Origin of the sequence: Leminorella richardii (genome assembly GCF_900478135.1) — a bacterium.
GTDB lineage: Bacteria > Pseudomonadota > Gammaproteobacteria > Enterobacterales > Enterobacteriaceae > Leminorella > Leminorella richardii.
This window is the reverse complement of the sequence record NZ_LS483470.1, coordinates 3,188,628-3,213,706: the sequence shown is the minus strand read 5'-3', so window position 1 is coordinate 3,213,706 and position 25,079 is coordinate 3,188,628. Positions and strand designations below refer to the sequence as shown.

Annotated in this window: 21 protein-coding genes and 1 tRNA gene; 13 read left to right on the top strand and 9 right to left on the bottom strand. The window is 54.0% G+C overall.

Annotation, left to right across the window (positions count from 1 at the left end; genetic code table 11):
• Positions 1-2: 2 nt before the first annotated feature.
• Together DQM29_RS14715 and DQM29_RS14710 are read left to right on the top strand one after the other, a co-directional pair.
• Positions 3-554 (top strand): DMSO/selenate family reductase complex B subunit, encoded by a 552-nt coding sequence (locus DQM29_RS14715; RefSeq protein WP_111741388.1) that lies wholly within the window; start codon positions 3-5, stop codon positions 552-554.
• Position 555: 1 nt separating this feature from the next.
• Positions 556-1,401, top strand: coding sequence for a dimethyl sulfoxide reductase anchor subunit family protein (locus DQM29_RS14710; RefSeq protein ID WP_111741387.1), 846 nt, complete (start codon positions 556-558; stop codon positions 1,399-1,401).
• 61 nt (positions 1,402-1,462) lie between these two features.
• Here DQM29_RS14710 and DQM29_RS14705 read toward each other — a convergent pair whose 3' ends face one another.
• Positions 1,463-2,362 (bottom strand): LysR family transcriptional regulator, encoded by a 900-nt coding sequence (locus DQM29_RS14705; protein ID WP_111741386.1) that lies wholly within the window; start codon positions 2,360-2,362, stop codon positions 1,463-1,465.
• Between the two features lie 213 nt (positions 2,363-2,575).
• Between DQM29_RS14705 and DQM29_RS14700 the strand changes: the two genes are divergently transcribed.
• The 6 genes from DQM29_RS14700 (at position 2,576) to truB (ending at position 8,947) form a co-directional block, all read left to right on the top strand.
• Positions 2,576-2,652: transfer RNA gene (locus DQM29_RS14700), tRNA-Met, on the top strand.
• 206 nt (positions 2,653-2,858) lie between these two features.
• Entirely contained in the window at positions 2,859-3,311 is a 453-nt protein-coding gene (gene rimP / locus DQM29_RS14695; protein ID WP_145960378.1) for a ribosome maturation factor RimP, read from the top strand.
• 19 nt (positions 3,312-3,330) lie between these two features.
• Positions 3,331-4,812: a transcription termination factor NusA gene (gene nusA, locus DQM29_RS14690; RefSeq protein ID WP_111741385.1), complete on the top strand. Its 1,482-nt coding sequence runs from the start codon at positions 3,331-3,333 to the stop codon at positions 4,810-4,812.
• Positions 4,813-4,835: 23 nt separating this feature from the next.
• Positions 4,836-7,496, top strand: a complete 2,661-nt coding sequence (gene infB / locus DQM29_RS14685; RefSeq protein WP_111741384.1) for a translation initiation factor IF-2 — start codon at positions 4,836-4,838, stop codon at positions 7,494-7,496.
• Positions 7,497-7,595: 99 nt separating this feature from the next.
• Positions 7,596-7,997 carry a 30S ribosome-binding factor RbfA gene (rbfA, locus tag DQM29_RS14680; RefSeq protein ID WP_111741383.1) on the top strand — a complete coding sequence of 134 codons (402 nt, stop codon included), beginning with the start codon at positions 7,596-7,598 and terminating at the stop codon, positions 7,995-7,997.
• The gene (gene truB / locus DQM29_RS14675) at positions 7,997-8,947 is read left to right on the top strand and encodes a tRNA pseudouridine(55) synthase TruB (protein WP_111741382.1); all 951 of its coding nucleotides are present in this window, start codon (positions 7,997-7,999) and stop codon (positions 8,945-8,947) included. The genes rbfA and truB overlap by 1 nt, the downstream gene beginning before the upstream one ends.
• A gap of 98 nt (positions 8,948-9,045) precedes the next feature.
• On the opposite strand, the gene DQM29_RS14670 is transcribed toward truB, so the two are convergent.
• Genes DQM29_RS14670 through DQM29_RS14640 form a run of 7 tightly spaced genes read right to left on the bottom strand, consistent with a single transcriptional unit; the run spans position 9,046 to position 16,714 of the window.
• A complete protein-coding gene (locus DQM29_RS14670) occupies positions 9,046-10,350 on the bottom strand; it encodes a DUF58 domain-containing protein (RefSeq protein WP_111741381.1) in 1,305 nt (434 codons plus the stop codon).
• Positions 10,347-11,393: an AAA family ATPase gene (locus DQM29_RS14665; RefSeq protein WP_111741380.1), complete on the bottom strand. Its 1,047-nt coding sequence runs from the start codon at positions 11,391-11,393 to the stop codon at positions 10,347-10,349. The genes DQM29_RS14670 and DQM29_RS14665 overlap by 4 nt, the downstream gene beginning before the upstream one ends.
• Positions 11,383-12,657: a DUF4350 domain-containing protein gene (locus DQM29_RS14660; RefSeq protein WP_170126548.1), complete on the bottom strand. Its 1,275-nt coding sequence runs from the start codon at positions 12,655-12,657 to the stop codon at positions 11,383-11,385. Before DQM29_RS14660 ends, DQM29_RS14665 begins: the two co-directional genes overlap by 11 nt.
• A gap of 2 nt (positions 12,658-12,659) precedes the next feature.
• A complete protein-coding gene (locus DQM29_RS14655) occupies positions 12,660-14,189 on the bottom strand; it encodes a DUF4129 domain-containing protein (protein WP_111741378.1) in 1,530 nt (509 codons plus the stop codon).
• Positions 14,179-15,171, bottom strand: a complete 993-nt coding sequence (locus DQM29_RS14650) for a stage II sporulation protein M (protein ID WP_111741377.1) — start codon at positions 15,169-15,171, stop codon at positions 14,179-14,181. The genes DQM29_RS14655 and DQM29_RS14650 overlap by 11 nt, the downstream gene beginning before the upstream one ends.
• Entirely contained in the window at positions 15,168-15,857 is a 690-nt protein-coding gene (locus DQM29_RS14645) for an RDD family protein (RefSeq protein WP_111741376.1), read from the bottom strand. Before DQM29_RS14645 ends, DQM29_RS14650 begins: the two co-directional genes overlap by 4 nt.
• 47 nt (positions 15,858-15,904) lie before the next feature.
• Positions 15,905-16,714 (bottom strand): BPSS1780 family membrane protein, encoded by an 810-nt coding sequence (locus tag DQM29_RS14640; RefSeq protein ID WP_197708832.1) that lies wholly within the window; start codon positions 16,712-16,714, stop codon positions 15,905-15,907.
• Positions 16,715-17,209: 495 nt separating this feature from the next.
• On the opposite strand from DQM29_RS14640, the gene rpsO reads away from it, so the two are divergent.
• From rpsO to DQM29_RS14620, 4 genes are all read left to right on the top strand, one after another.
• Positions 17,210-17,479 carry a 30S ribosomal protein S15 gene (gene rpsO / locus DQM29_RS14635; protein ID WP_111741375.1) on the top strand — a complete coding sequence of 90 codons (270 nt, stop codon included), beginning with the start codon at positions 17,210-17,212 and terminating at the stop codon, positions 17,477-17,479.
• Between the two features lie 260 nt (positions 17,480-17,739).
• A complete protein-coding gene (pnp, locus tag DQM29_RS14630; RefSeq protein ID WP_111741374.1) occupies positions 17,740-19,854 on the top strand; it encodes a polyribonucleotide nucleotidyltransferase in 2,115 nt (704 codons plus the stop codon).
• A 160-nt stretch (positions 19,855-20,014) separates the two neighbouring features.
• Positions 20,015-20,905: a lipoprotein NlpI gene (gene nlpI, locus DQM29_RS14625; RefSeq protein ID WP_111741373.1), complete on the top strand. Its 891-nt coding sequence runs from the start codon at positions 20,015-20,017 to the stop codon at positions 20,903-20,905.
• Positions 20,906-21,072: 167 nt separating this feature from the next.
• Entirely contained in the window at positions 21,073-22,962 is a 1,890-nt protein-coding gene (locus DQM29_RS14620; RefSeq protein ID WP_111741372.1) for a DEAD/DEAH family ATP-dependent RNA helicase, read from the top strand.
• Positions 22,963-23,024: 62 nt separating this feature from the next.
• Here the strand turns inward: DQM29_RS14620 and DQM29_RS14615 are convergent, their stop codons facing one another.
• The gene (locus DQM29_RS14615) at positions 23,025-24,002 is read right to left on the bottom strand and encodes a KpsF/GutQ family sugar-phosphate isomerase (RefSeq protein ID WP_111741371.1); all 978 of its coding nucleotides are present in this window, start codon (positions 24,000-24,002) and stop codon (positions 23,025-23,027) included.
• 297 nt (positions 24,003-24,299) lie between these two features.
• Between DQM29_RS14615 and DQM29_RS14610 the strand changes: the two genes are divergently transcribed.
• The gene (locus DQM29_RS14610) at positions 24,300-25,043 is read left to right on the top strand and encodes a DeoR/GlpR family DNA-binding transcription regulator (RefSeq protein ID WP_111741370.1); all 744 of its coding nucleotides are present in this window, start codon (positions 24,300-24,302) and stop codon (positions 25,041-25,043) included.
• Positions 25,044-25,079: the final 36 nt, after the last annotated feature.

Here is a 25,079-nt window from a genome sequence, read left to right as displayed (position 1 = left end):
GTATGGAACAGGTTGGATTTTACTTTAATGCCGCGGCGTGCATCGGCTGCAAAACCTGTGTCATCGCCTGCAAAGACAAAAACGAGCTTGAGGTGGGGCGAAACTTTCGGCGGGTTTACGATTTTGAAGAGGGCAGCTACCCGAAGCCGAGAAGCTGGCACCTTTCCATTTCCTGTAACCACTGTGATGAGCCTGCGTGCGTCAGCCATTGCCCGACCAAGGCGATGCACAAGCGCGAAGAAGACGGCGTAGTGGTGGTCGATCACAGCCTGTGCGTTGGCTGCCGCTACTGTACTTGGGCGTGCCCTTACGAAGCGCCTCAGTTCGATGAAGCGTCCGGCATGATGACCAAGTGTGATACCTGCCTGAGTTTGCGAGCCAAGGGGGAAAACCCGGCCTGTGTGGACGCTTGTCCGATGCGGGCGCTGGACTTCGGCCCCATTGTCGAGCTGCGTAAAAAGTACGGCGACAACGCCAATATCGAAGGGCTGCCCGATGCGTCCATCACGCACCCCAATCTGATCGTTAGCGGCAAAACACAGCGGAGAAACTGACATGCATGAATGGCCACTAGTTATTTTTACGCTGCTGATGCAGCTTGCAATAGGCTGCGTGTTGACTGCCTGGTATTGCCAATCGTTCGCGCTGCGCGAGCTGGATGGGAGCCAGCGCCTCTCCGTCGTTAGGCCAGCGCTCTTGTGCGCGCTGGCTGTTGGCGGTATCGGCCTATTGGCGTCGATGGCGCACTTGGGAAACCCAATGCACGCGCTGTACACCTTAAATCACGTTGCCAGCTCATGGATGAGCCGTGAGATCCTGTTCACCGCGCTGTTTATGGGGCTGCTGTTCTTAACCGTCGTCGTTATGCTGATGAAAAAGACGCTGCCCGCGCCGCTGGTTGCTTTAACGGCGCTGGTGGGGCTGGCGGATATCTTTGTCATGTCCGCCATTTACGACAACAGCCGCTTTATTCTTTGGCAGGGTTGGGGAACCTATGCTGGCTTTTACGGTTCCGCGCTGATGATGGGCAGCCTGCTGGCGGTGGTTTGCATGCAGTCATCGCTGCGTAAGTGTACTGACGACGGCGGCGCTAGCCTGATGTCACCGCTGTTTCAGCTGTACATTCTGGGCTTTTTGTTGGCCTCTTTGGCGATTGTCGCCATGCTGGCTACTTCGGCGCCTAACTTGGCGGTAGGTATTTCCGTCAGGACGGCGGCCGCCAACGTTGGTGCACTGACACTAGGGCGCTGTGTACTGCTGATTGGCGCTCTCTTGATGCTGGTGAACGGCGTTGTCAAAAAGCGTCAGGCATTGCCATGCAGTATGCTCGCGCTGGCGCTGGTTGTTACCATCGCGGCAGAGCTGCTTGGGCGTTACGCATTCTTTAGCCTCGGCGGCTGATTCAGTGCGCTACGGGTAGAATAACAGCGGGTCGCTTTAGCGGCCCGCTGTGCTATCTGCATTAATACAGCCGCTGGTGGCGGATAAAATCGAGAGTAATCTGCGCAGAATCAGACAGGGGGCGGCCTTTCATCCACACTGCGCCAATATCCATTGAGGGAATAATATTGCTGACGTCCCTTCGTACAATTCGGTTGCCTTCCAGCGACCAGGCTCGATAGACAAAGTCAGAGAGAATGGTGACGCCGAGTCCCAGTGCGACCATGCTTCTTACCGCTTCTATTGACGTTGACTTGAATTTGACCTTTGGACTGAGGGATTGCTTTCCCCAGTAGCTGTTGACGATAGGAATATGATCGTCCATGTCGAGCAGCAAATAGTCTTCATTCGCCACGTCCTTGAGCGTGATGGTTGGTGCGTTTTGTAGCGGATGTCCGGCACAGGTCCACAGCCGCCTTGTCGAACGGAAGAAAATCTCGGTTTCGCAGGTTGCCGGTGGCGTGAGGTTAGAGATCAGCATAATGGCAAAGTCGACATCACCGTTTTCGACAGCCCGAAACAGTGGTGCAGAGGGTAGTTCAACCAGCTCAGGCATCAGAGAGGGGAAGCGGGCGGACATGTCGTTTAACAGCGTGGGCAGCATATAGGCTGACAGTGTCTCCGTCATTCCAATGCGAAGCGGGCCTAGCTGCTCGTTCGACTGTGCGCGAACGTCTCCCGCAGCCAATCGCGCAGAATTGAGGATTTGTCTGGCGTGGCGTAAAAGCCGTTCGCCAGCGCTGGTGAGCCGAACGCCTTTCGCGTGCCGAGTAAACAGCTGCCTTTCGCACTGCTCTTCCAGATTTTTTAACGCCACCGTCATTGATGACTGCGAAACATTGCAGCGCAGTGCGGCTTTTGAGATTTGCCCAGTATCGGCGAGCGTAACGAAAAACTCCAGTTGGCGGAGGGTGAAGGACATGAAAAATCGCCGCAGCTAAGGAATGGATAAGCGCATACTATCACCGTCGGATTGGGCTGCAAACAGGGAGGCGAATGGCCAGAACGTCATCGAGAGATAAACGATAACAACGCTTTTAAACGCTAAAAGAAAAGAGAAGGGCAAAGCGTAGGAGGCCGGCTTATCAATATTTGCGTTTTACCAGTGACTGGCGTATTATACGCATCGTTCGGACGCGGGGTGGAGCAGCCCGGTAGCTCGTCGGGCTCATAACCCGAAGGTCGTCGGTTCAAATCCGGCCCCCGCAACCAGTATTCCTTGGCCTGTTTTCAAATAATATTCTTCTTGGCGTATCGCTACTTTATTTGAAAAGAGACTAGACTGACTTAGCGCGACGGCACTAAGTCATAAACAGGGTCCAGTTACAAAAAGCCCCGACTTATTAATCGGGGTTTTTTGTTATTTGACAGCAAAATCACTGGGCTTTAGGCCCTTTTTTTATGTCTTGGGGGTGGGATTGGCCACGCTAGAGCAGAAGTTAACGGAACTGATCGGCGCACCGGTTGAGGCGCTCGGATTTGAGCTGGTCGGTATTGAATTTATTCGCGGCCGTCAGTCGACGTTGCGTATCTATATTGACAGCGAAAACGGCATTACCGTTGACGACTGTGCGGACGTCAGCCATCAGGTTAGCGCGGTGTTGGATGTGGAAGATCCCGTCACAACGGCCTACAACCTTGAGGTTTCGTCACCCGGCCTAGACCGGCCGCTGTTTACCGCTGCGCACTATGAGCGCTTTATCGGTGAAGAGGTTAGCCTGACCCTACGTATCGGCATACAGAATCGCCGTAGATGGGTTGGCACGATTAAAGGCGTAGAGGGCGAGACCATCGTTCTTGACGTTGAAGGTAAAGACGAGATGTTTGCTCTAAGCAATATTGCGAAAGCGAACATTGTTCCCCACTTTTAAGCTCATATGAGGCAACTAGATGAATAAAGAGATTCTGGCTGTTGTCGAGGCGGTTTCTAACGAAAAGTCGCTTCCTCGTGAGAAGATTTTCGAAGCGCTAGAAACAGCTCTGGCAACGGCAACCAAGAAAAAGTATGAGCAGGATATCGACGTGCGTGTCAGCATCGATCACCGTTCAGGCGATTTCGATACATTCCGCCGCTGGCTGGTGGTCGATCAGGTCACTCAGCCCACGCGTGAAATTACGCTGGAAGCGGCTCAGTTCGAAGATCCCGCTATGCAGCTCGGCGACTTTGTTGAAGACCAGATTGAATCTGTGACCTTTGACCGCATTACGACCCAAACGGCGAAGCAGGTTATCGTGCAGAAAGTGCGCGAAGCCGAGCGCGCCATGGTGGTAGAGCAGTTCCGCGAGTACGAAGGCGAAATCGTCACTGGCGTGGTGAAGAAGGTTAACCGCGATAGCATCATTCTCGATCTGGGCAGCAATGCGGAAGCGGTTATCAACCGTGAAGACATGCTGCCGCGCGAAAACTTCCGCCCGGGCGACCGCCTGCGCGGTGTGCTGTATATCGTGCGCCCTGAGGCTCGCGGCGCTCAGCTGTTTATCAGCCGTTCCCGCCCGGAAATGTTGGTAGAACTGTTTCGCATCGAAGTGCCAGAAATTGGCGAAGAAGTTATTGAAATCAAAGCCGCAGCTCGCGATCCGGGTTCACGCGCCAAGATTGCTGTGAAGACCAACGACAAGCGTATCGACCCTGTCGGCGCCTGTGTCGGCATGCGCGGTGCGCGCGTGCAGGCGGTATCCGGCGAACTGGGCGGCGAGCGCATTGATATCGTTCTTTGGGACGATAACCCGGCTCAGTTCGTGATCAACGCGATGGCGCCGGCTGACGTTGCCTCTATCGTTGTTGACGAAGACAAGCACACGATGGACATCGCCGTTGAAGCCAGCAATCTGGCTCAGGCTATCGGCCGTAACGGCCAAAACGTTCGCCTAGCGGCTCAGCTGACCGGCTGGGAACTGAACGTGATGACCACCGAAGACCTGCAGGCTAAGCATCAGGCAGAATCCTTTGCTGCCATCGATACGTTTACCAAGTATCTGGACATTGATGAAGACTTCGCCACCGTTCTGGTGCAGGAAGGCTTCTCAACGCTGGAAGAACTGGCCTACGTCCCAGCAAAAGAGCTGATGGAAATCGACGGTCTGGATGAAGACACCGTTGAAGCGCTGCGCTCACGCGCCAAGAACGCGCTAACAACGCTGGCTCTGGCGCAGGAAGAGAGCGGTAAAAAGCCTGAGGACGAGCTGCTGAATCTGCCCGGCCTCGATCGCGCAATGGCCTTCAAGCTTGCCGCCATGGGCGTCTGCAACCTTGAAGACCTCGCCGAACAGGGCGTTGACGATCTTACCGATATTGAAGGCCTGACCAGCGAAAAGGCCGGCGAGCTAATTATGGCCGCGCGCAACATCTGCTGGTTTGGCAATGAAGAGTAATTACTGTAGCAGGAAGGAACAGCATGTCAGAAGTAACCATAAAATCGCTGGCCGCGGAGATCCAAACTCCGGTAGATCGCCTGTTACAGCAGTTTGCTGATGCGGGCATCCAGAAATCTGCCGCGGACTCTGTGACGCAGCAGGAAAAAGAGACGCTGCTGGCGCACCTGAATAAGGGCAACGCGCCGGCCAAACTGACGCTGCAGCGTAAAACGCGCAGCACGTTAAGCATCCCAAGCACTGGCGGCAAGAATAAGTCCGTCCAGATTGAGGTGCGCAAAAAGCATACCTATGTAAACCGCGATTCGAAAGAAGCCCGCGAGGCAGAAGAACAGGCTAAGCGCGAGGCCGAAGAGCAGGCCAAACGCGAGGCGGAAGAAAAAGCCCAGCGTGAAGCGGAAGAAAAGGCCAAGCGCGAAGCGGAAGAAAAAGCCAAACGCGAAGCGGCTGAGAAGAAATCAGCCGAAGCGAAAGCAAACGCCAAGCCTGCTGTTGAGAAATCAGAAAAGGTTTCTGCGGAGCAGAGCGAAAAGGCGAAGCGTGAAGCTGAAGCCGCAGAGCTGAAGCGTAAGGCGGAAGAAGAAACCCGCCGTAAGGTCGAGGCTGACGCACTACGCGTGGCTGCGGAAGCTCGCGCTATGGCTGAAGAAAACGAAGCCCGCTGGGCGAGCGCTCCACAAGAGGAAGAGGGTGTCGACTACCACGTTACGACGTCTCACCACGCTCGCGAAGCGGAAGATGAGAACGACCGTAAAGTGGAAGGCGATCGCCGCGCTCGCAGCGGCAAGTCTACCCGCTCTAAAAAGGGCAACAAGCTGTCCGAATCCAAAGCCGATCGTGAAGAAGCGCGTGCAGCAACTCGCGGCGGTAAGGGCAAGCGTAAGCCTAGCACCCTGCAGCAGGGCTTTAACAAGCCAGCTCAAGTGGTTAACCGCGACGTCGTTATCGGTGAGACAATTACCGTTGCCGAACTGGCCAACAAAATGGCGGTAAAAGGCTCTCAAGTCATCAAGGCGATGATGAAGCTCGGCGCCATGGCGACGATCAACCAAGTTATCGATCAGGAAACTGCTCAACTGGTTGCTGAAGAGATGGGCCACAAGGTTATCCTGCGTCGTGAAAACGAACTGGAAGAAGCGCTGATGAGCGACCGCGATATCGATGCGGCTCTGGAGCCGCGCGCGCCGGTTGTTACCATCATGGGTCACGTTGACCACGGTAAAACGTCTCTGCTGGACTACATTCGCTCTACCAAAGTCGCCTCTGGCGAAGCGGGCGGTATTACTCAGCACATTGGTGCATACCACGTTGAAACCGACAACGGCATGATCACGTTCCTGGATACTCCGGGGCACGCCGCGTTTACGTCAATGCGCGCCCGCGGTGCTCAGGCGACGGATATCGTGGTACTGGTTGTTGCCGCCGATGACGGCGTAATGCCTCAGACTATTGAAGCTATTCAGCACGCCAAAGCGGCCAAGGTGCCGTTAGTGGTTGCTGTGAACAAGATCGATAAGCCAGAAGCGGATCTCGACAGAGTGAGAAACGAGCTGTCTCAGCACGACGTTCTGCCGGAAGAGTGGGGCGGTGAAACTCAGTTTATCCCTGTCTCCGCGAAGGCGGGAACCGGTATCGACGACCTGCTTAACGCCATTCTGCTTCAGGCCGAAGTGCTTGAGCTGAAGGCCGTTCGTGACGGCATGGCTAGCGGTGTGGTCATCGAGTCGTTCCTGGATAAGGGACGCGGTCCGGTTGCGACCGTTCTGGTGCAGGAAGGTACGCTGCACAAGGGCGATATCGTGCTGTGCGGATTTGAATACGGCCGCGTTCGCGCAATGCGTGACGAGCTGGGCCAGGAAATCACTGAGGCTGGCCCGTCCATCCCGGTTGAGATCCTTGGTCTGTCTGCGGTTCCGGCTGCGGGTGACGAAGCTACCGTCGTGCGCGACGAGAAGAAAGCCCGTGAAGTGGCTCTCTACCGTCAGGGCAAATTCCGTGAAGTCAAACTGGCTCGCCAGCAGAAGTCCAAGCTGGAAAACATGTTTGCCAACATGGAAGAAGGTGACGTTTCCGAACTTAATATCGTTCTGAAAGCTGACGTTCAGGGATCTGCGGAAGCGATCTGTGAATCGCTGCTGCGCCTGTCTACTGATGAAGTGAAGGTGAAAATTGTTGGCTCCGGCGTGGGCGGCATCACCGAAACTGACGCTACGCTGGCGGCGGCATCCAACGCTATCCTGTTGGGCTTTAACGTCCGCGCCGACGCTTCTGCACGTAAGGTTGTCGAGGCTGAAAGTCTGGATCTGCGTTACTACTCTGTTATCTACGATCTGATTGACGAAGTGAAGCAGGCGATGAGCGGCATGCTGTCTCCTGAGTACAAGCAGCAGATCATCGGTCTGGCAGAAGTGCGTGACGTGTTCCGTTCACCGAAGTTTGGCGCTATCGCTGGCTGTATGGTGACAGAAGGCGTAGTGAAGCGTCACAATCCGATCCGCGTACTGCGCGACAACGTGGTTATCTATGAAGGCGAGCTGGAATCCCTACGTCGCTTTAAGGATGACGCCAGCGAAGTCCGTAACGGCATGGAATGTGGTATCGGCGTGAAGAACTATAATGACGTTCGCGTCGGCGATATTATTGAAGTGTTTGAGGTCATCGAAGTTAAGCGTACTATCGCTTAATGCTCGAAGACCAATCGGTCTGTTAGTAAAAGCAGGCTGGTGATACTGCACTATTTGGGGGGGCGAACGTGTCCCCCCTCATTATTTGGAGAAATTACTATGGCGAGAGAATTCAGCCGCACTCAGCGCGTGGCGCAAGAGATGCAGAAAGAGATCGCAATCATTCTTCAGCGTGAAGTTAAAGATCCCCGCATCGGCATGGCGACCGTGTCCGGCGTGGAAGTTTCCCGCGATTTGGCCTATGCCAAAGTGTTTGTAACGTTTTTAAACGACAGCGATGAAGAGTCTATCAAAGCAGGCCTTGAGGGACTAACCGACGCCTCTGGCTTTATTCGCTCCCTGCTGGGCAAAGCGATGCGCCTGCGGGTTATCCCTGAGCTGACCTTTGCCTATGACAACTCTCTGGTTGAAGGGATGAGAATGTCTAATCTGGTTAGCAACGTAGTGAAGAACGATCGGGAGCGCCGCGCTGCGGCTGATGGTGACGAGGGCGAGGCATAATGGGTCGTCCGCGCCGTCGCGGTCGCGACGTTCACGGCGTCCTGCTGCTGGATAAGCCGACAGGCGCCAGTTCTAACGACATTCTTCAGAAGGTTAAGCGCCTCTATCAGGCCAACAAGGCGGGCCACACCGGCGCGCTGGACCCCTTGGCGACCGGCATGCTGCCGATCTGCCTAGGGGAAGCAACCAAGTTCTCTCAGTTCCTGCTGGATGCGGATAAACGCTATCGAGTCATTGCTCGTCTGGGGCAGCGAACCAATACTTCCGACTCAGACGGTGAGATCGTATCTGAACGCTCGGTCGCCTTTAGCGCAGCAGACTTGGAGCGAGCGCTGGAAAGCTTTCGCGGTGGTATCAAGCAAGTGCCTTCGATGTACTCTGCGCTGAAGCATCAGGGGCGTCCGCTGTATGAGTACGCGCGTCAGGGTATTGAGATTGAGCGGGAAGCGCGGGATATCACCGTGTACGAGCTGGCTCTTATTCGCCACCAGGGCGATGAGCTGGAGCTTGAAGTGCACTGCTCCAAGGGCACCTATATCCGCACGATTATCGACGATCTTGGTGAAATGCTTGGCTGTGGGGCGCACGTTATTTACCTTCGCAGGTTGAACGTTGCCCGTTACCCGGCCGATCGTATGGTTACTCTGGCACAGCTTGAGGCGCTGGTGGCGCAGTCTCAGGAGATGGAGCAGCCTTTGGCTGAACTGCTGGATCCTCTGCTGCTGCCTATGGACACTGCGGTAGAGGACTTCCCTGAAGTTAATCTTTTGCCGAGCGTTGGCAGCTATGTCAAACAGGGCCAGGCAGTTCGCGTAGCTGGAGCGCCTAAAGAGGGCATGGTTCGATTGACTGTCGGAGAAGAGCGGGAGTTTATCGGCGTAGGCCAGATTAATGACGACGGTATGGTTGCACCGAAGCGGCTGGTGGTCGATCCAGCGATGAATGACTAGCTGATTGCGGTTTCTCAATCAGAAAAGTAGGAGAGGGAGTGCGACAGCACTCCCTCTTCTGTATCTATTAGCGTTAACTTATATATTTAATCACGTTCTTATAGTCTACCGGCGGCCTTAATCGCCAGATAGCGGTTGACGCTCTCTACCGCTAGTTCTTGAGGCTGAACGTCAAGGCACAGCACGCCCGAGCTGCGAAGGCGTGCAAGCACTGACTTACGCCTAGCCTGATAGCTTGCTGCCGCAGCTCGAAGCGCAGCATCCTGCGCATTCTCAATGGGCAGCTCGGCGGCCTGATCGAGTTCGGCTTCCCGCAGGCTGGCAACCAGAACCAGATGCCGTTTGCTTAACAGCCTGACAGCACCGAGCAGGCTGCTTTCATCTTCATCGCGCAGGTTAGTAAACACCACCACTAGAGAGCGTTTACGTTCGCGGCTGACGAGCGACTGAGCGGCTGTTTCAAAATCGCTGCTGGCAAGAGTCGGCTGTAGGTCGTAAATTTCATGCAGTACACGGTTGATGGCGTTAACCGATCTTACAGGGGACAGATAGCGCTCTGGCCCGCCGAAGCTCATTAGCCCAACGGAGTCACCGTAGCGCAGGCCAACGTAGGAAAGCAGCAGCACAGCGTCCAGCGTGTGGTCAAAGTGGGTCAGTTCCCCCTCACCAGCGCCCATACGGCGGCCGCAGTCCAACATGATAAAGATCCGCTGATTGCGCTCGTCCTGATACTCGCGAGAGATCATTTTGCGCATGCGGGTCGTTGCCTTCCAGTCAATCTGCCTAAGGGAGTCGCCGCTGCGGTATTCTCTCAGCTGTTCAAACTCCATGCCCTGTCCACGTTTGCGAAACTTGTGAAATCCCATACTGAGCTGGGTTAGCGTCGTTTGCAGAGCCATTTGAGTGATCGGAGCGAAGTTGGGGTAGACGCTGATCTTCTGGCGTTCGCCGATCCACATTTGCCGCTGCCACAGCCTCCAAGGGGACTCAAGGCGCAGGTGTGTTTGACCAAAAGACAGGTCTCCCCGCATCATCGGCCTTATTTGATAGACAACCTCCGTCTCCCGCTGGGGTTCCAGTCGCAGAGTCACTGCGTCGTCACTGTATTCGCACTTTTCCGGTGGACTGTCTTTAATTTTCAGCAGCTGCCCAGAGGCAACCTTAGTGGTCAAGTAGAGCTTAACGTCGCTCCATACTGTCTGCGGGAGGCTGCCTGCAACGTCGCGCCTGATTTCAGGAAGCGGCTGGCGCACCAGACGCGCCGCGTCTAGTGTGATGATAAACAGCAGCACTCCGCCTGCCGCCAGCCAGAACGGCAGTAGCATAGGCTCTATCGCGGCGGGAATGGAGGCAAAAAACCAGACCCCGCCAAGCGTTAGCAGACGGTTGGATGGCAGAATCATCTGCGCGGCGCCTCGATTTGTTCCAGCAGACGATTAAGAATGTGTTCTTCCGTCAGGCCTTCGATTTCAGCGTCAGGGGACAGCGCAATGCGGTGACGCAGTGTGGCCAGCGCTCGCTGTTTGACATCGTCTGGCGTAACGAAATCTCGACCATCGAGGATGGCACTGGCGCGGGCGACGCGAATAAGCGCAATGCCGCCGCGCGGCCCAGCTCCGGTGGCGATGCCGGGCCAGTTGCGGGTAGCTCGCACGATGCGCAGCGCGTAGTCCAGCACGCTGTCGTCAACCCGAACAGAGGCGGTGATTTTTTGCAGCGCCACAATGGCTTCCTGACTGGCGACAGTTTCCACACTTTCTACATCAAGGCGATCGCCGATGCGTTCAAAAGTAATGGCAGCGATCAGCGAGCGCTCTTCAGCCTCAGTCGGGTAGTCAATCACGGCGTGCAGCAGGAAGCGGTCAAGCTGAGCTTCCGGCAGGGCGTAAGTACCGTCCTGTTCAATCGGGTTTTGTGTTGCGATAACCAAGAAAGGCGGTGCCAGCGGCAGCGTTTCGCCTTCAATGGTAACCTGACTTTCCTGCATGACTTCCAGCAGTGCTGCCTGAGTTTTTGCCGGGGCGCGGTTGATTTCATCGGCAAGCACCAGATTGGCGAAGACCGGGCCGCGGCGAATAATGAACTCTGTCGCCTTGGTATCATAGAACATGTGACCCGTGACGTCGGCAGGCATCAGGTCAGGGGTGAACTGAATGCGCGACGACTGGCATCCGCAGGCTTGAGCCAGCGCTTTGGCCAACAGCGTTTTACCCAGCCCGGGCACGCCTTCCAGCAGAACGTGACCACCGGCCAGAAGGGCGCAGAGGATCTGTTCGACAACCTGTTCCTGACCGACAAACACGCGGTGGATCTGATGCTTTATCTGCTGAACGACTTCACCCGCTTCCTGCGGCGTGGTCGGAATAGACGGAACGGAAGAAGGGGCGACAGCGACCTTAGGCGGTATCGCATCGCTAAAAAAGTTGTCTGTAGAGCTATATTCCATAATTAAATCTCCGACTCGTACTGCGTTGCAGTGCGTTTAAACGATCGATCAGCAGGCAAAGCGTCTGGGCATGCTGAGTAAATTCATTCAGCTGTTGAACCTGAGTTCCAAAAGCCTGAGTAATGGCGGTGATATCACACTGCGTTAGCTGAGCCAGCAGTTCAGCGTCGCTGTGGCTACCGGGGTAGTGAATTCTCAGCGGCTGCAATAGCTGTAACGTCTCTTCCCGCAGGTGCCCCAGCAGGCGGTTGTAGTTGCGGTTTCTAAGCAGGAAGGCTGCAACCGCTTTGAGGTGCTCTGTCAGGCTAGGGCGCACTGGCGGAGGCGTTGGGATCAGGGCGCCAAAACGCGGCACGTATCGCCAGAGGATCAGCAGGATGCACAGAATAAGAGCGGCCAGTGTGTACGGCGCTTTGTCTGACAGCCAATGGATCAGGTTAGGAAACGAAATGTAGCGCACCAGATAGACCGTGTCGTCCCTGTTCGGCAGCGTGGCGATGTGCAGCCACAGCTTTCCGTGGTCGTAGCGTTTGATATTGGTATTGGTAAACAGCGACAGCGGTACAATCGTGACCTTCCCTTGCTTGATGCTAAACCGGCTGATGATCTGCCAGTCGCTCTTGCCTACGTCATTGACGTTCTCTTCAAACTGATCTCTATCAACGTAGAAACGCTGAGTTCTGGCGACATCAACGTTCATTTTGTCACCTTCAAAGCGAATGGACGTACTGGCTGTTGATGAAGATGGACGCGTTTCTTTCGGACTGTCTTCCTGAGCGGCATCCTCTTTTTCAAGAGCCTCTCGTTTATTTTTCAGCCTGCGCTGGCATGACTTGTCGTCGTCTTCGCAGTAGCCATCCTTGACGTAAACGTCCATCAGATCAAACAGGGCGCTGCTGTTTTCATCCACGCGTGGAGACAGTACTAAATGGCCACCTTTTTCCACCCAGGAAATCAGCTTCTTTCTTTGGCCTTCGTCTTTTAATACTGAAGTATTGAACAGAACCAGCGTTGCCTGAGCGGGAAGTTTATCGAGAATAAATCCGTCGTTAGCGTGGCGAACCCGGTAGCCCGATTTCTCCAGCAGCTGTTCAGCCGTGTAGTAGCGGTTAGTCAGCACTTTAATGCTGGGGGGAAGCGTCACTTCCTGCTCTTCCCATTCGAGATTCTGATACATCACTGTGGCGAATACGGCGACAATCCCCAGCAGCACGGCAAGGATAATCCCGATGGGGAGGCTGGATTTGCCTTTTTCAGCAGACATCGTTAATTCGCCTCCCACTGTGACTGGTGATCGTAATGAGTGGGCCATTCACGGCACAGGCGCTCCAGCTCTGTGACGTCCGGGGCGCGATGGGCGTAGGCCAGAGCGAGCCATAGTCGGGTGAGCTGAATGAAAAAGGTGCCGCTGGGGTTGTCACTGCGCTTAACGCGCCGAATGCAGTCCTGTTCGGTATCCGACGAGCGAAAGGCGATACGATCGCGGTGCGCCAGAACCGACAGTGAACCCCTGAACAGCAGGCTCAGCGCGGCGCGAAGGTTACCTTCTCGGATGAGCCTTAAGGCGGCATCGGCAAGGTTTTGCGGCAGCGATTCTGGCTGAATGTCCAACCCGGCAATTTGAATCGGTGGCTGATAGTCCACATCTTGCCTCCCGCGCATAATCGGCAGGCGAACGATAATGACATAAACCAACGCGGCGACCACCAGAGCCAGCAGGATCCACAGCAGGCTCTGGCTAATGCCTGCAAAGCCAGGGGAAGTTGAGGTCGAATAGTCTTTTTTGGGGGTGATCTTTTCTGTTTTAGGTTTTTTCTTTTCAGCGCTGCTGAACTCAGGCAGTTTAGGCGTTTTCTTTGTGGTTTTACCGCCGTATTCAGGCTGTTGAAGAATGTCTTTTAGCGTCTGTGGGGCAAGGTCGATATTCTGCTGGCGAGCAGAGTCTGTGGTATTCGCGGCAAAAGCGCTGTCAGAATAGCCAAACAGGCCAACAGAGGTGATAACCGCCAGCGTCAGGCCAAACAGCGCCGAGGGCATTTTGCTGTGTTTTTTCTCGATATTGCGAAACTGGAGTTCCAGATCCCAGGCTTCAATGTCGCTTCTGCGCTTAAGATAGAGAGAGAATCCGGCAGCAACGTAAATAGGTTCCCATATCAGCATGCCCAAAACGTAGATAGTAAGATCGCTTAAAGAGAAATCGTTTCGCAGATAGCTCAGGATGTCCATCGACATGTCGGGAGCAATGGCGTTGCCGTCAACGGAGAGCATGGCTAAAAGAGCCATGATGCAGAACGGGAACATCGTTTCGATAATAACACCGGCGAACGTTAAAACCATGGCGTTAAAGCCGATATAGCTGGATACGGCGCGTCTGCGCGTGCGGGCTACGGGGCCTTTAACGCCTTCTAGAACGTCCACTGGCAGAGTGAGAGAGCGGTAGGGGGTAAAGCGCGCCCAGGTTAGCGCCCGCAGCAGCTTTGTTTTCATTAACAGGGTAGGAATAGCCTTGATGCACTGGCGTAGCGTTGGTTCTTCACCAAAGACAGTGCGCGCCATAACGAAAACGCCCATTCTGTCCCACAGCGGCTTTATCCACCAGATAGCGACGCTGATGCCCCAGTAGCCAATGCCCATCCAGCGCCCCAGCGCGAACAGAATAATAATGGTCGGCAGCGCTAGGCAGAACCAGGCGCTGTATAGCGATTTACTCCAGTGCATTGCCATTCTGATGCCGAGATCGATGGCTTCATTCGGATGGCGAGGGCGAAGCGAAATAGCGAGTTTCTCAAGCTGCATGGCGCCTCCCTGTAAAGGTAAAGTAGGCCAAAATGAGCAGCAGGTTGAAAATGCCAACGCTGATTTTTAACACAAAAGGAAAGTTGTGCGGTGACCAAAAGGCTTCAATCATGGCGGCGATAAACAGCATAACGCCGCTGCCGCAGATAAGCCCCAGCACAGAACGACCGGTTATTCTCAGTGAGTCCAGACGGGTTAGTCGACCCGGCGCTATCAGGCTCCATCCCATCTTCAGCCCGGTCGCTCCTGCGATAATCAGGCCGCCGATTTCAAAGGCGGAGTGCCCGCTGACAAAAGAGTAGAAGTTGCGACCCGCACCAATGTTGACTAACCGTGCTTCCGCTGCCCCCAGATGAATGCCGTTGAAGACCAGAGAGTAAACCGTGCCGATACCGGCCAGTATTCCCCCGGCGAAAGCGCGAAAGGCAATGCTGATATTGTTGTAAATATAAAAGCCGAACATCATCCAGTTTGAGTCCGCTTCGCGGAAAATGCTCGAGCCATAGTTAAACGTGTCCTCACCGCTGTACATGGCGTCAAGGGAGTAAACGTCGTCCTGTGGCATAACGATAAAAACAAAGTCGGGCCAGATCCTGATGACGATCATCATCGCTATCCAGGGCACGGCGATAAGAGCAAATGACAGCATGATCCAGCGCAGGTTGGCGCGCAGCTCGGTGGCAAATCCGCCGATAGCGTAGTCGTACATTCTTTGACTGATGCCGCTGTTGGCGCGATAAAGCTCGTCGTGACCCTGCTGCACTATTCCGTGCAGCCTGTCGATCAGCAGCAGGCTATAGCCCCGATCGCGCGCGATAGCCAAGTGCTGACAGATGCTGCGATAGCGGGAGGGCATGTCGTGGCTGTCGAATGTCTCTGTGCGGTTGTTTGCCGTATAGGTGTTTTTTTTGCGGTGAGTCAACCAGCCTTCAAATTCGGCCCATTCGGCTTCATGCATAGCTTCAAATCGCGTCTGCTTCATGGCTTCCTGCCTATCAGAAAATTAGCGATGCCGATAAGCCGAGCCGCGCCCTGCAGCGCTTCGCCCTCAGGCTTGGACAGCGTAGGTAGAAGCGACGCCAGCTCTTCCTGACGCGGGCCGGTTAACCCCGATGAACGACCGGCAAAAGAGACGACGGCCTTCTGTGTTTCTCTTGAAAGCGGAAAATCCGGCTGCAAAGGTAGAGCAGGCGGCACGCTAAAATAGGAAATAGGCGGCACGCTGTAAACAACGATGGTTCCCGCCACAATATCGCCTAGACGGCGAAACTCTTTGTTGACCAGCATCGATGTCAGGCCAAAGAAATAGAAAAGGGGAAGAAAGTCGGCAAAGCGCAAAAAGTTGCGAATAATCGAGGCGCTTAAGCCTATCGGCGTTCCGTTGTCGTGCAGAACTTTAAGCCCGGCTAGCCGCTTACCGGGGGTTTTGCCGTTAAACAAAACTTCAAAGAATACCGGATAAAACCACTCAACCAGAAACAGAATAATAAGGCCGATGCCAATGCCCATTTTGCCCAGAAGCAGGACAGGGATGGCCAGCATGGCAATGAGCGTCCAGCGAATGAGTGTGTCTATCAGGAAAGCAAAGCCGCGGGACAGAAAACCCGCAGGGTGGAGCTGAATTTCAATCAGCTCAGGAGTGGTAACGTCGCGAACTGTATCAAGCATTGTTATCGCATAAAGCCGGGCGAGTGCCCGGCTTTAGTCCTGAATAATCAGCGCTGAGCGATAAACAGGTTACGATAGCTGGTGTAGTAAGTGGCCAGCATCAGCGGCATAGTGACCAGAAGGCCTAAGCCGAACGGGATCATGGAAACTACCATGACGATACTGATGACGATAAAGAACACCAGACCCGGCAGAATGTTTTTCTTCACGGCGGACAGGCTCATAGAGATAGCCTGGCCCAGAGGCAGCTTGTGCAGCACGATAAGTGCAGGAGCAAACCAGGTTAACGCATAGCCAACCATCATGATGGCAAACATCAGGATGATACCAATGAACAGCATGCCGCTGCTTGCACCAGTCATGGCCATTGATGGATCGTTTCCGGCAAGTGCCAGACCCATCATAGCGCTGCCGCCAACGACGAACATAACGATAACAGCTAAAATGCTGACACCGAACATCACTGCGCCAACGCCGATCAGGCTACCGAAGTTGTTTTGAAAACCGGAGAACATCAGGCCCAGATCGAACTCACCGGTGACACGCTGCTTTTCGCACAGAGACATGATGCCGCCGACGAAGACAGGCATAATCAGCGTAGTTAGCAGGCTAACAATTGGAATGATCTGCACAATCATCAGGATGACGAACAGAATAACGGCCATCAGGATCCACATGCCTAGCTTAGGCTTCATCAGGTTCCATGCATCGCCAATCCAGTTTACGCCGCCGCCGGCTGGAACAGCCTGACCGCCGGGAATAAAGGTTTCATTACCTTCATCAAGCGCAACAGCAACGTCGCTAACGCTGGCTTCTGGGGGAGTATAGGGGTTATGAGAATCTTGTTGATCAGTCATGGTATGTTTTCTCTTTCCTTAAGGGAGATATCAGGGCGAACCAGAGGTACGACCGAGTCCTTTTATGTAGCGTCTTTTAGGTAACGAGCAAAGCGCTAGTATTTTATATCCAATGGTAAATCTAACAGCGTTAGGCCAAGACCTGCTAGCTGAACGACAGCGTTAGGTTAAGCATGTAGGCCAAAACTTAGATGACGGCCTTCTGCCATCAGGCTTTAGGACTCGGGATGATACGGGCTTCTCACCCTGATTAAAAGTAGTTTTTTGATAATTTTTCGATGTTTTTACACTATGTTTATATTTTTATTGGCTATGATAAATAAGTAGGCCTTTTTGTACCAACGCCTTAGCGGCGCAGGAATTAATTTCCCACTCTCAGGCCTTGTCGCTTGCGATTTTGGGGGCAGGAGAGTAGTATATGGCCGCTTGTGTATTGGGTAGCTGAATTAGAGATCGGCGCCCGTTTTTTATAGTCAAAATAAAGTGGAGTTTAGAATGTCTCTAAGCGTTGAAGCAAAAGCTAAAATCGTTGCAGAGTACGGCCGTGGCGCAAACGACAGTGGTTCACCGGAAGTTCAGGTTGCCCTGCTGACTGCGCAAATCAACCATCTGCAAGGTCACTTTTCCGAGCACAAAAAAGATCACCACAGCCGTCGTGGTCTGCTGCGCATGGTATCTCAGCGCCGTAAGCTGCTGGACTACCTGAAGCGTAAAGACGCCTCTCGTTATACTCAGCTGATTGCCAGCCTGGGTCTGCGTCGCTAAGTTCGATGAGTTTCAGGGAAAAGGGGCCAACAGGCCCCTTTTTTCTAGACCTGACCTATGATTAAGTAACAAATAGCAGTATCATAACAGATTGATTTTGGGCTCTTCCGGTGCACCATTGCGCGGCTAACGAAAATACTATTTCGGCTTATTTGCTGAGAGAGTGCTTTCGTTAGTCGTGAGGCAGCACGCGGGGGATTTTGTTTAAGAGATGTCCGAAGGTAAATACCTGAAGATTTCTGATTAAAAAGGAAAATAGTTTGCTGAATCCGATTGTTCGCCAATTTAAATATGGTCAGCGTACCGTAACGTTAGAAACCGGCATGATGGCGCGCCAAGCGACGGCTGCCGTTATGGTCGATATGGACGGCACGTCCGTATTCGTGACTGTAGTTGCTGCAAAAAAAGCAAAAGAAGGTCAGGGTTTCTTCCCGCTGACCGTTAACTACCAGGAGCGTACCTACGCTGCTGGCCGCATTCCGGGCGGTTTTTTCCGTCGTGAAGGTCGTCCAAGTGAAGGCGAAACGCTGATTGCCCGTCTGATCGACCGCCCTATCCGCCCTCTGTTTGCTGACGGCTTCCTCAACGAAGTTCAGGTGATTGCGACCGTTGTTTCCGTTAACCCACAGGTTAACCCAGATATCGTCGCGATGATTGGTGCTTCTGCTGTACTGACCCTGTCTGGTGTTCCGTTCAGCGGCCCTATCGGCGCGGCTCGCGTTGGCTATATCAACGACAGCTATGTGCTGAACCCGTCTATCGACGAGCTGAAAGAAAGCCGTCTGGATCTGGTTGTTGCCGGTACCGAAGGCGCAGTGCTGATGGTTGAGTCTGAAGCTGAGCTTCTGACCGAAGAGCAAATGCTGGGCGCTGTGATGTTTGGTCACGAGCAGCAGCAGATCGTTATTGAAAACATCAAGTCTCTTGCTGCTGAAGCCGGCAAGGCGAAGTGGGAATGGAAAGCGCCAGAAACTAACCAGACTCTGTTTGGGCAGGTTGACGCGCTGTCTAACGCCCGCCTGAGTGACGCCTACCGTATCACTGACAAGCAGGCTCGCTATGCGCAAATCGACACCATCAAGGCTGACGTGACTCAGGCTCTGGTTGCTCAAGATTCTACTCTGAGCGAAGGCGAGATCGCTGACATGCTGGGCAGCATTGAGAAAGGCATCGTCCGTAGCCGCGTGCTTCGCGGTGAGCCGCGTATTGACGGTCGTGAAAAAGATATGATTCGCGGTCTGGACGTTCGTACCGGTGTGCTTCCTCGCACTCACGGTTCTGCCCTGTTCACCCGTGGTGAAACTCAGGCGCTGGTTGTTGCAACGCTGGGTACTGCCCGCGATGCGCAAATCATCGATGAACTGACGGGCGAACGTACCGACAGCTTCCTGTTCCACTACAACTTCCCTCCGTACTCCGTAGGGGAAACCGGCATGGTCGGCTCGCCGAAGCGTCGTGAAATTGGTCACGGCCGTCTGGCTAAGCGCGGCGTGCTGGCTGTTATGCCAAGTCAGGATGAATTCCCGTACACCGTTCGCGTGGTGTCTGAAATCACTGAATCTAACGGTTCTTCATCTATGGCCTCCGTGTGCGGTGCCTCTCTGGCGCTGATGGACGCAGGCGTTCCCGTTAAAGCGGCCGTTGCCGGTATCGCGATGGGTCTGGTGAAAGAGGGCGATAACTTTGTGGTTCTGTCTGATATTCTGGGTGATGAAGACCACCTAGGCGACATGGACTTTAAAGTTGCCGGTAGCCGCGAAGGTATCTCTGCCCTGCAGATGGATATCAAAATCGAAGGCATCACTCGTGAAATCATGAAGGTTGCTCTGAATCAGGCTAAGGGTGCGCGCTTGCACATTCTGGGCGTAATGGAACAGGCTATCTCTGGCCCACGCGGTGACATCTCCGAGTTTGCACCTCGTATCCATACGATCAAGATCAACCCTGAGAAGATCAAAGACGTCATCGGTAAAGGCGGCGCGGTTATCCGTGCTCTGACCGAAGAAACCGGTACGACTATTGAAATTGAAGACGACGGTACTGTGAAGATCGCGGCTGTTGACGGTGATAAGGCGAAGCACGCTATTCGCCGTATCGAAGAGATCACGGCTGACGTTGAAGTTAACCGCGTCTATGCGGGTAAAGTCACCCGCATCGTTGACTTCGGCGCCTTTGTTTCTATCGTCGGTGGCAAGGAAGGTCTGGTTCACATTTCTCAAATCGCTGACAAGCGCGTAGAGAAAGTGTCTGACTACCTGCAGCTGGGTCAGGAAGTACAGGTCAAGGTGATGGAAGTCGATCGTCAGGGCCGTATTCGCCTGAGCATCAAAGAAGCGATGACGGCTTCTGATGCACCCGCCGCAACTGAAGAGTAAGCGGTGGCCACGCGGCCTTCGGGTCGCGTAAAATGATGACGCGGCGTCGGTTGATGGTAACGTTAACAGACGCCGGGTTGTATGACTGGGACAGGGAGTTCTTGTGTAAAAGCAAGCGGAAGGTAGGATACCTATCCCACGTTTGTCTCCGGGAGTTGAAATGAAGCCTCTTTTGCGCTGGTGCTACATTGTTGCCACGGCTCTCCTGCTTGCAGGATGCGGCAGCCTTGAAGGGCGTAAATATGGCGTTTTGGCAATTCCACTGCAGCCAACGCTGCAGCAGGAAGTGATGCTGGCGCGCATGGAGCAGATCCTTGCGAGTCAGGTGCTATCAGGCGACGAGCGCGCGCAGCTGCTTTATGAGCGCGGTGTGCTGTTCGACAGCCTTGGCCTTAGGGCTTTGGCGCGCAATGACTTTTCTCAGGCATTGCTGATTCGACCCGATATTCCAGAGGCGTTTAACTACTTAGGGATATATCTGACGCAGGGCGGTAATTTCGACGCTGCCTATGATGCGTTTGATTCTGTTTTAGAGCTTGATCCAACTTACAGTTATGCGCGCTTAAACCGCGGCATTGCCCTGTATTACGGCGGTCGCTACGAGTTAGCGCAGGATGATCTGCTGGCGTTTTATCATGACGACCCTAACGATCCATTCCGCACGATGTGGCTTTATCTGACTGAAAGAGAGCTGAATTCGTCTAAGGCGATAAAAGCGCTCTCAGAGCGATACGCTAACGCTGAACGCGGAAAGACGTGGGGCTGGAATATAGTGGAATTCTACCTCGGCAAGATTAGCGAAAAAACGCTACTGTCTCGCCTGAAGGAAGAAGCGACGGATAACACTTCGCTCGCTGAGCATCTCAGTGAAACTGACTTCTATTTAGGTAAACATTACCTAAGTCTGGGGGATGAGGACAACGCAATTGCGTTGTTCAAACTGGCGGTGGCCAACAACGTGCACAACTTTGTTGAGAACCGCTATGCGCTGTTGGAATTAGCCCTTTTAGGGCTAGAACAAGACGACCTATCAGAATCGGATAAAAAATAGACTGGCGAATGCGTTAACGCGGCCTGATTGGCACAGTGTGTCAGGGCGGCGTTTCCGTTCGTTTTTTAATCCAATTTGAGCTGGTTCACACTTTTAAATGAAAATGATTGAATATCATTTCAATGAGGTATGTAGACTAGCCGCCATTGCCAACGAGGCTTGTTTATATGTCTGAGATTGAAACCTCTTTTTCTGATTTAGGCTTATCAGAACCTTTATTAAAAGCGCTAGCAGATCTGGGATTTGAAAAACCATCCCCTATCCAGAGCGCCTGTATTCCTCACATGCTGGAAGGTCGCGACGTGCTCGGCATGGCGCAGACCGGCAGCGGCAAAACAGCAGCCTTTTCGCTGCCGTTTTTAAACAATATCGATCCGAAAATGGCCTGCCCGCAGGTGCTGGTATTAGCGCCAACTCGCGAGCTGGCGGTTCAGGTTGCTGAAGCCTGTACTGACTATGCCAAATACCTGTCCGGCGTGCGCGTGGTCGCTCTTTACGGCGGTCAACGTTATGACGTTCAACTGCGCGCTCTGCGTCAGGGGCCACAGATTGTGGTCGGTACACCGGGTCGACTGCTGGATCACCTCAAGCGCGGTACGCTGGATCTGTCTCAACTGAAGGGACTGGTTCTGGACGAAGCCGACGAAATGCTGCGCATGGGCTTTATTGAAGACGTTGAAACCATCATGGCGCAGATCCCGGCTGAGCATCAGACCGCGCTGTTCTCTGCCACCATGCCGGAAGCTATCCGTCGTATTACGCGTCGCTTTATGAAAGATCCGCAAGAGGTCCGCATTCAGTCTAACGTGGTCACTCGTCCGGACATCAGCCAGAGCTACTGGACGGTGTACGGCATGCGTAAAAACGAAGCGCTGGTTCGCTTCCTTGAAGCAGAAGACTTTGACGCCGCTATCATCTTCGTGCGCACCAAAAATGCGACGCTGGAAGTAGCTGAGGCGCTGGAGCGCAGCGGCTATAACAGCGCGGCGCTGAACGGCGACATGAACCAGACACTGCGCGAGCAGACGCTGGATCGCCTGAAGAACGGCCGTTTGGATATCCTGATCGCCACCGACGTAGCCGCTCGCGGCCTAGACGTTGAGCGTATCAGCCTGGTGGTTAACTACGATATTCCGATGGACTCCGAGTCCTACGTTCACCGTATCGGCCGTACTGGCCGTGCCGGCCGCGCTGGTCGCGCGCTGCTGTTTGTGGAAAACCGCGAACGCCGCCTGCTGCGCAACATTGAACGTATCATGAAGATTACTATCCCTGAGGTGGATCTGCCCGCTAACGAACTTCTGAGCAAGCGTCGTCTGGAGAAGTTCTCTGCGCGCGTAAACCAGCAGTTGGAAAGTAGCGATCTGGATCAGTATCGGGCGCTGCTGTCTAAGCTACAGCCAGTGGAAGATCAGGATATTGAGACGCTGGCCGCTGCGCTGCTGAAAATGGCACAGGGCGAACGTCCTCTTATTCTGCCGCCGGAAGCGCCGGTTGAACGCCGTCCGCGTCGCGAATTCCGCGATCGCGATGAGCGTAGCCGCGACGACCGTAACAGCGATCGCTTTGGCCGCCGTGAGCGCGACCGTGACGGCGCAGCGCCCAAGCGTGAGCGTCGCGACGTTGGCGAAATGGACATGTACCGTGTAGAAGTGGGTCGTGACGACGGCATTGAGGTTCGCCATTTGGTGGGTGCCATTGCTAACGAAGGCGATATCAGCAGCCGCTACATCGGCAACATCAAGCTGTACGCGACGCACTCAACGATTGAACTGCCAAAAGGGATGCCGACCGAGCTGCTCCAGCACTTCACCAAAACCCGCGTGTTGAACAAGCCGTTGAACATGCAGTTTGTGGGGCCGTCTACCGGAGGGGGAGAATCTCGCCGTCCGGCAGGCAGACGTGAAGGTGGCTTTAGCGATCGTCGTTCTTCTGGTGGCGATCGTCCTTCAAACGGCGATCGTCGCTCTTTTGGCGGTGGCCGCGATAAGAAAGCTTCGGATCGCGACGGCGTTTCACGCCCACCGCGTCGCCGCTCTCACTCTGACAGTGAATAATGTCGCCGCTTTAAGCGCGTAAGTACGATACCCCGCCCTTTGTTGGCGAGGTATTTTTTTGCCTAATAGTTTTTCAGAACGTCAGTAATATGCACCAGACCTACAGCCAGACCGTCGTCGTCAATAACTGGCAGTACGGTCACAGGTCTGGGGTGATGGTTTTCCATAAGATAAACGGCTTCGGAAGCCAGTTTGTCGCGATGTATAGTGAGCGGGCTGCGAGTCATAAGCTGGCTGACTGGAAGCGAGAGGATCTGGTTATCTTGCGCGAGTCGGCGGCGAACGTCACCGTCGGTAATTAGTCCAACCAGTCTGCCTCGCTCATCAATGACCGACGTTGCGCCAACGCCTTTCTCTGTCATCACGAACAGCGCGTGCTCAACGCTGTTTTCCTGCGAGATAACCGGGTTTCTTCCGCCGCTGCGCATAACGTGCTCGACCTTCAGTAATAGCTGTCTCCCTAGGGAACCACCGGGATGGTACAGCGCAAAGTCGTCAGCGGTAAATCGGCGGGATTGCATGAGCACAACGGCTATAGCGTCTCCCAGCGCCAGAGCGACGGTGGTACTGCTAGTAGGAGCAAGATTTAGCGGGCAGGCCTCTTTTTCCACTGATGCGTCAAGCGTCACGTCGGCAAGCTTTGCCAGAGTGGAGCTGCTGTTGCCACACAGGGCGACGATCCTAGCGCCAATTCGGCGCACTACTGGAAGCAGGTTGAGTATTTCCGGCGTTTCTCCACTGTTGGAAATGGCGATAATAACGTCGTTTTTAGCGATCATGCCGAGATCGCCGTGGCTGCCTTCTGCGGGATGAAGATAGTAGGCTGGCGTTCCGGTACTCATCAGCGTGGCGGCAATTTTATGGGCAATATAGCCCGGTTTTCCCATGCCGGTGACAATAAGCCGTCCCTGCGTTGACTGGATAAGCTTTACCGCTTCGATAAACGCTGTGCCTATTCTTTCCGCAGCTCGCTCAATCGCCTGAGATTCGGTGAGCAATACGCGCTTGGCTTGCCCTATATATTTTTCATACTCTTCCATACCTACTCCGTCAAATCAGGGTAACGGACTGCAACATAACGCCTGATTTCGACCACTTCTACGCGTTTATTGGCAGGTTAACAGCTATTGCCGAACGGAAATGAAGAAAAGAGACACGCGTAACATCTGCGATTTTATTTTGTGAAAGTGTTAATAGATTCACGGATGAAAGAATTTCCCTCCCCATACTAACCACAATTTTCCAGCGCAATTTTATGTCGTTTTCGTGTCACGCGTCGTTTCTGTATGTAGTTTCTATATGTAGTTTTCACGCGTGAACCAAAGCAAGGAGAACTCATGCCGGATGTACCAAGATATAAGAAAATACTAAATATTTTAGATAATTATGATTCCTGCACCATTAACGATTTGGCTCGGCTGCTGACCGTATCCCATATGAGCATCCGTCGCGATCTTAAGCAGCTGCAGGAGCGAGGGCTGGTTCATCTCGCCTACGGTGGGCTGGTTAAAAAACGCTTTCTGGATCAGAGCCCCGGCTATGACGTGAAAGAGTCTCGCTGCTTTGAAAGCAAGCGCCTTATTGGCCAGCGTGCATGTGAACTGCTGCAGCCGGACATGGTGGTGTTTATGGACGGCGGAACGACAGTACGGGAGATGATTCCCTATATCCAGCTGCCTATTACTGTTATCACGCTGGACTTGTCTATTGCCATGGCGCTCAACAGCAAGCCCGAGGTCAAGCTTATCCTGTGCCCGGGCGAAGTGATCCCCAGAAGCCGCGCCTGCTACAACTCGGAAACGATCCGCTATCTGTCTGAGCGTATCACCGATATCGCCTTTATCGGCGCAGACGGCTATAGCGAAGAGTACGGCGCGCTGACGACTAGCCAGATCAAGGCCGACTGCAAGTGGATGGCGATTCGCCGCTCGGTGCAGCCGATTCTTCTCGTGGATGAAAGCAAGCTGAACATCCGCTGTCGCTACAAAATCGCCGATATGTCCACGTTTCACCGCGTGATTACCGACGGAGCACAGCATGAGAGCTGTGAAACTACCGGATTAGGCATCCGTCAGAGGTGAAATCATCATGACTGCCACCATACAAATCATCATAAA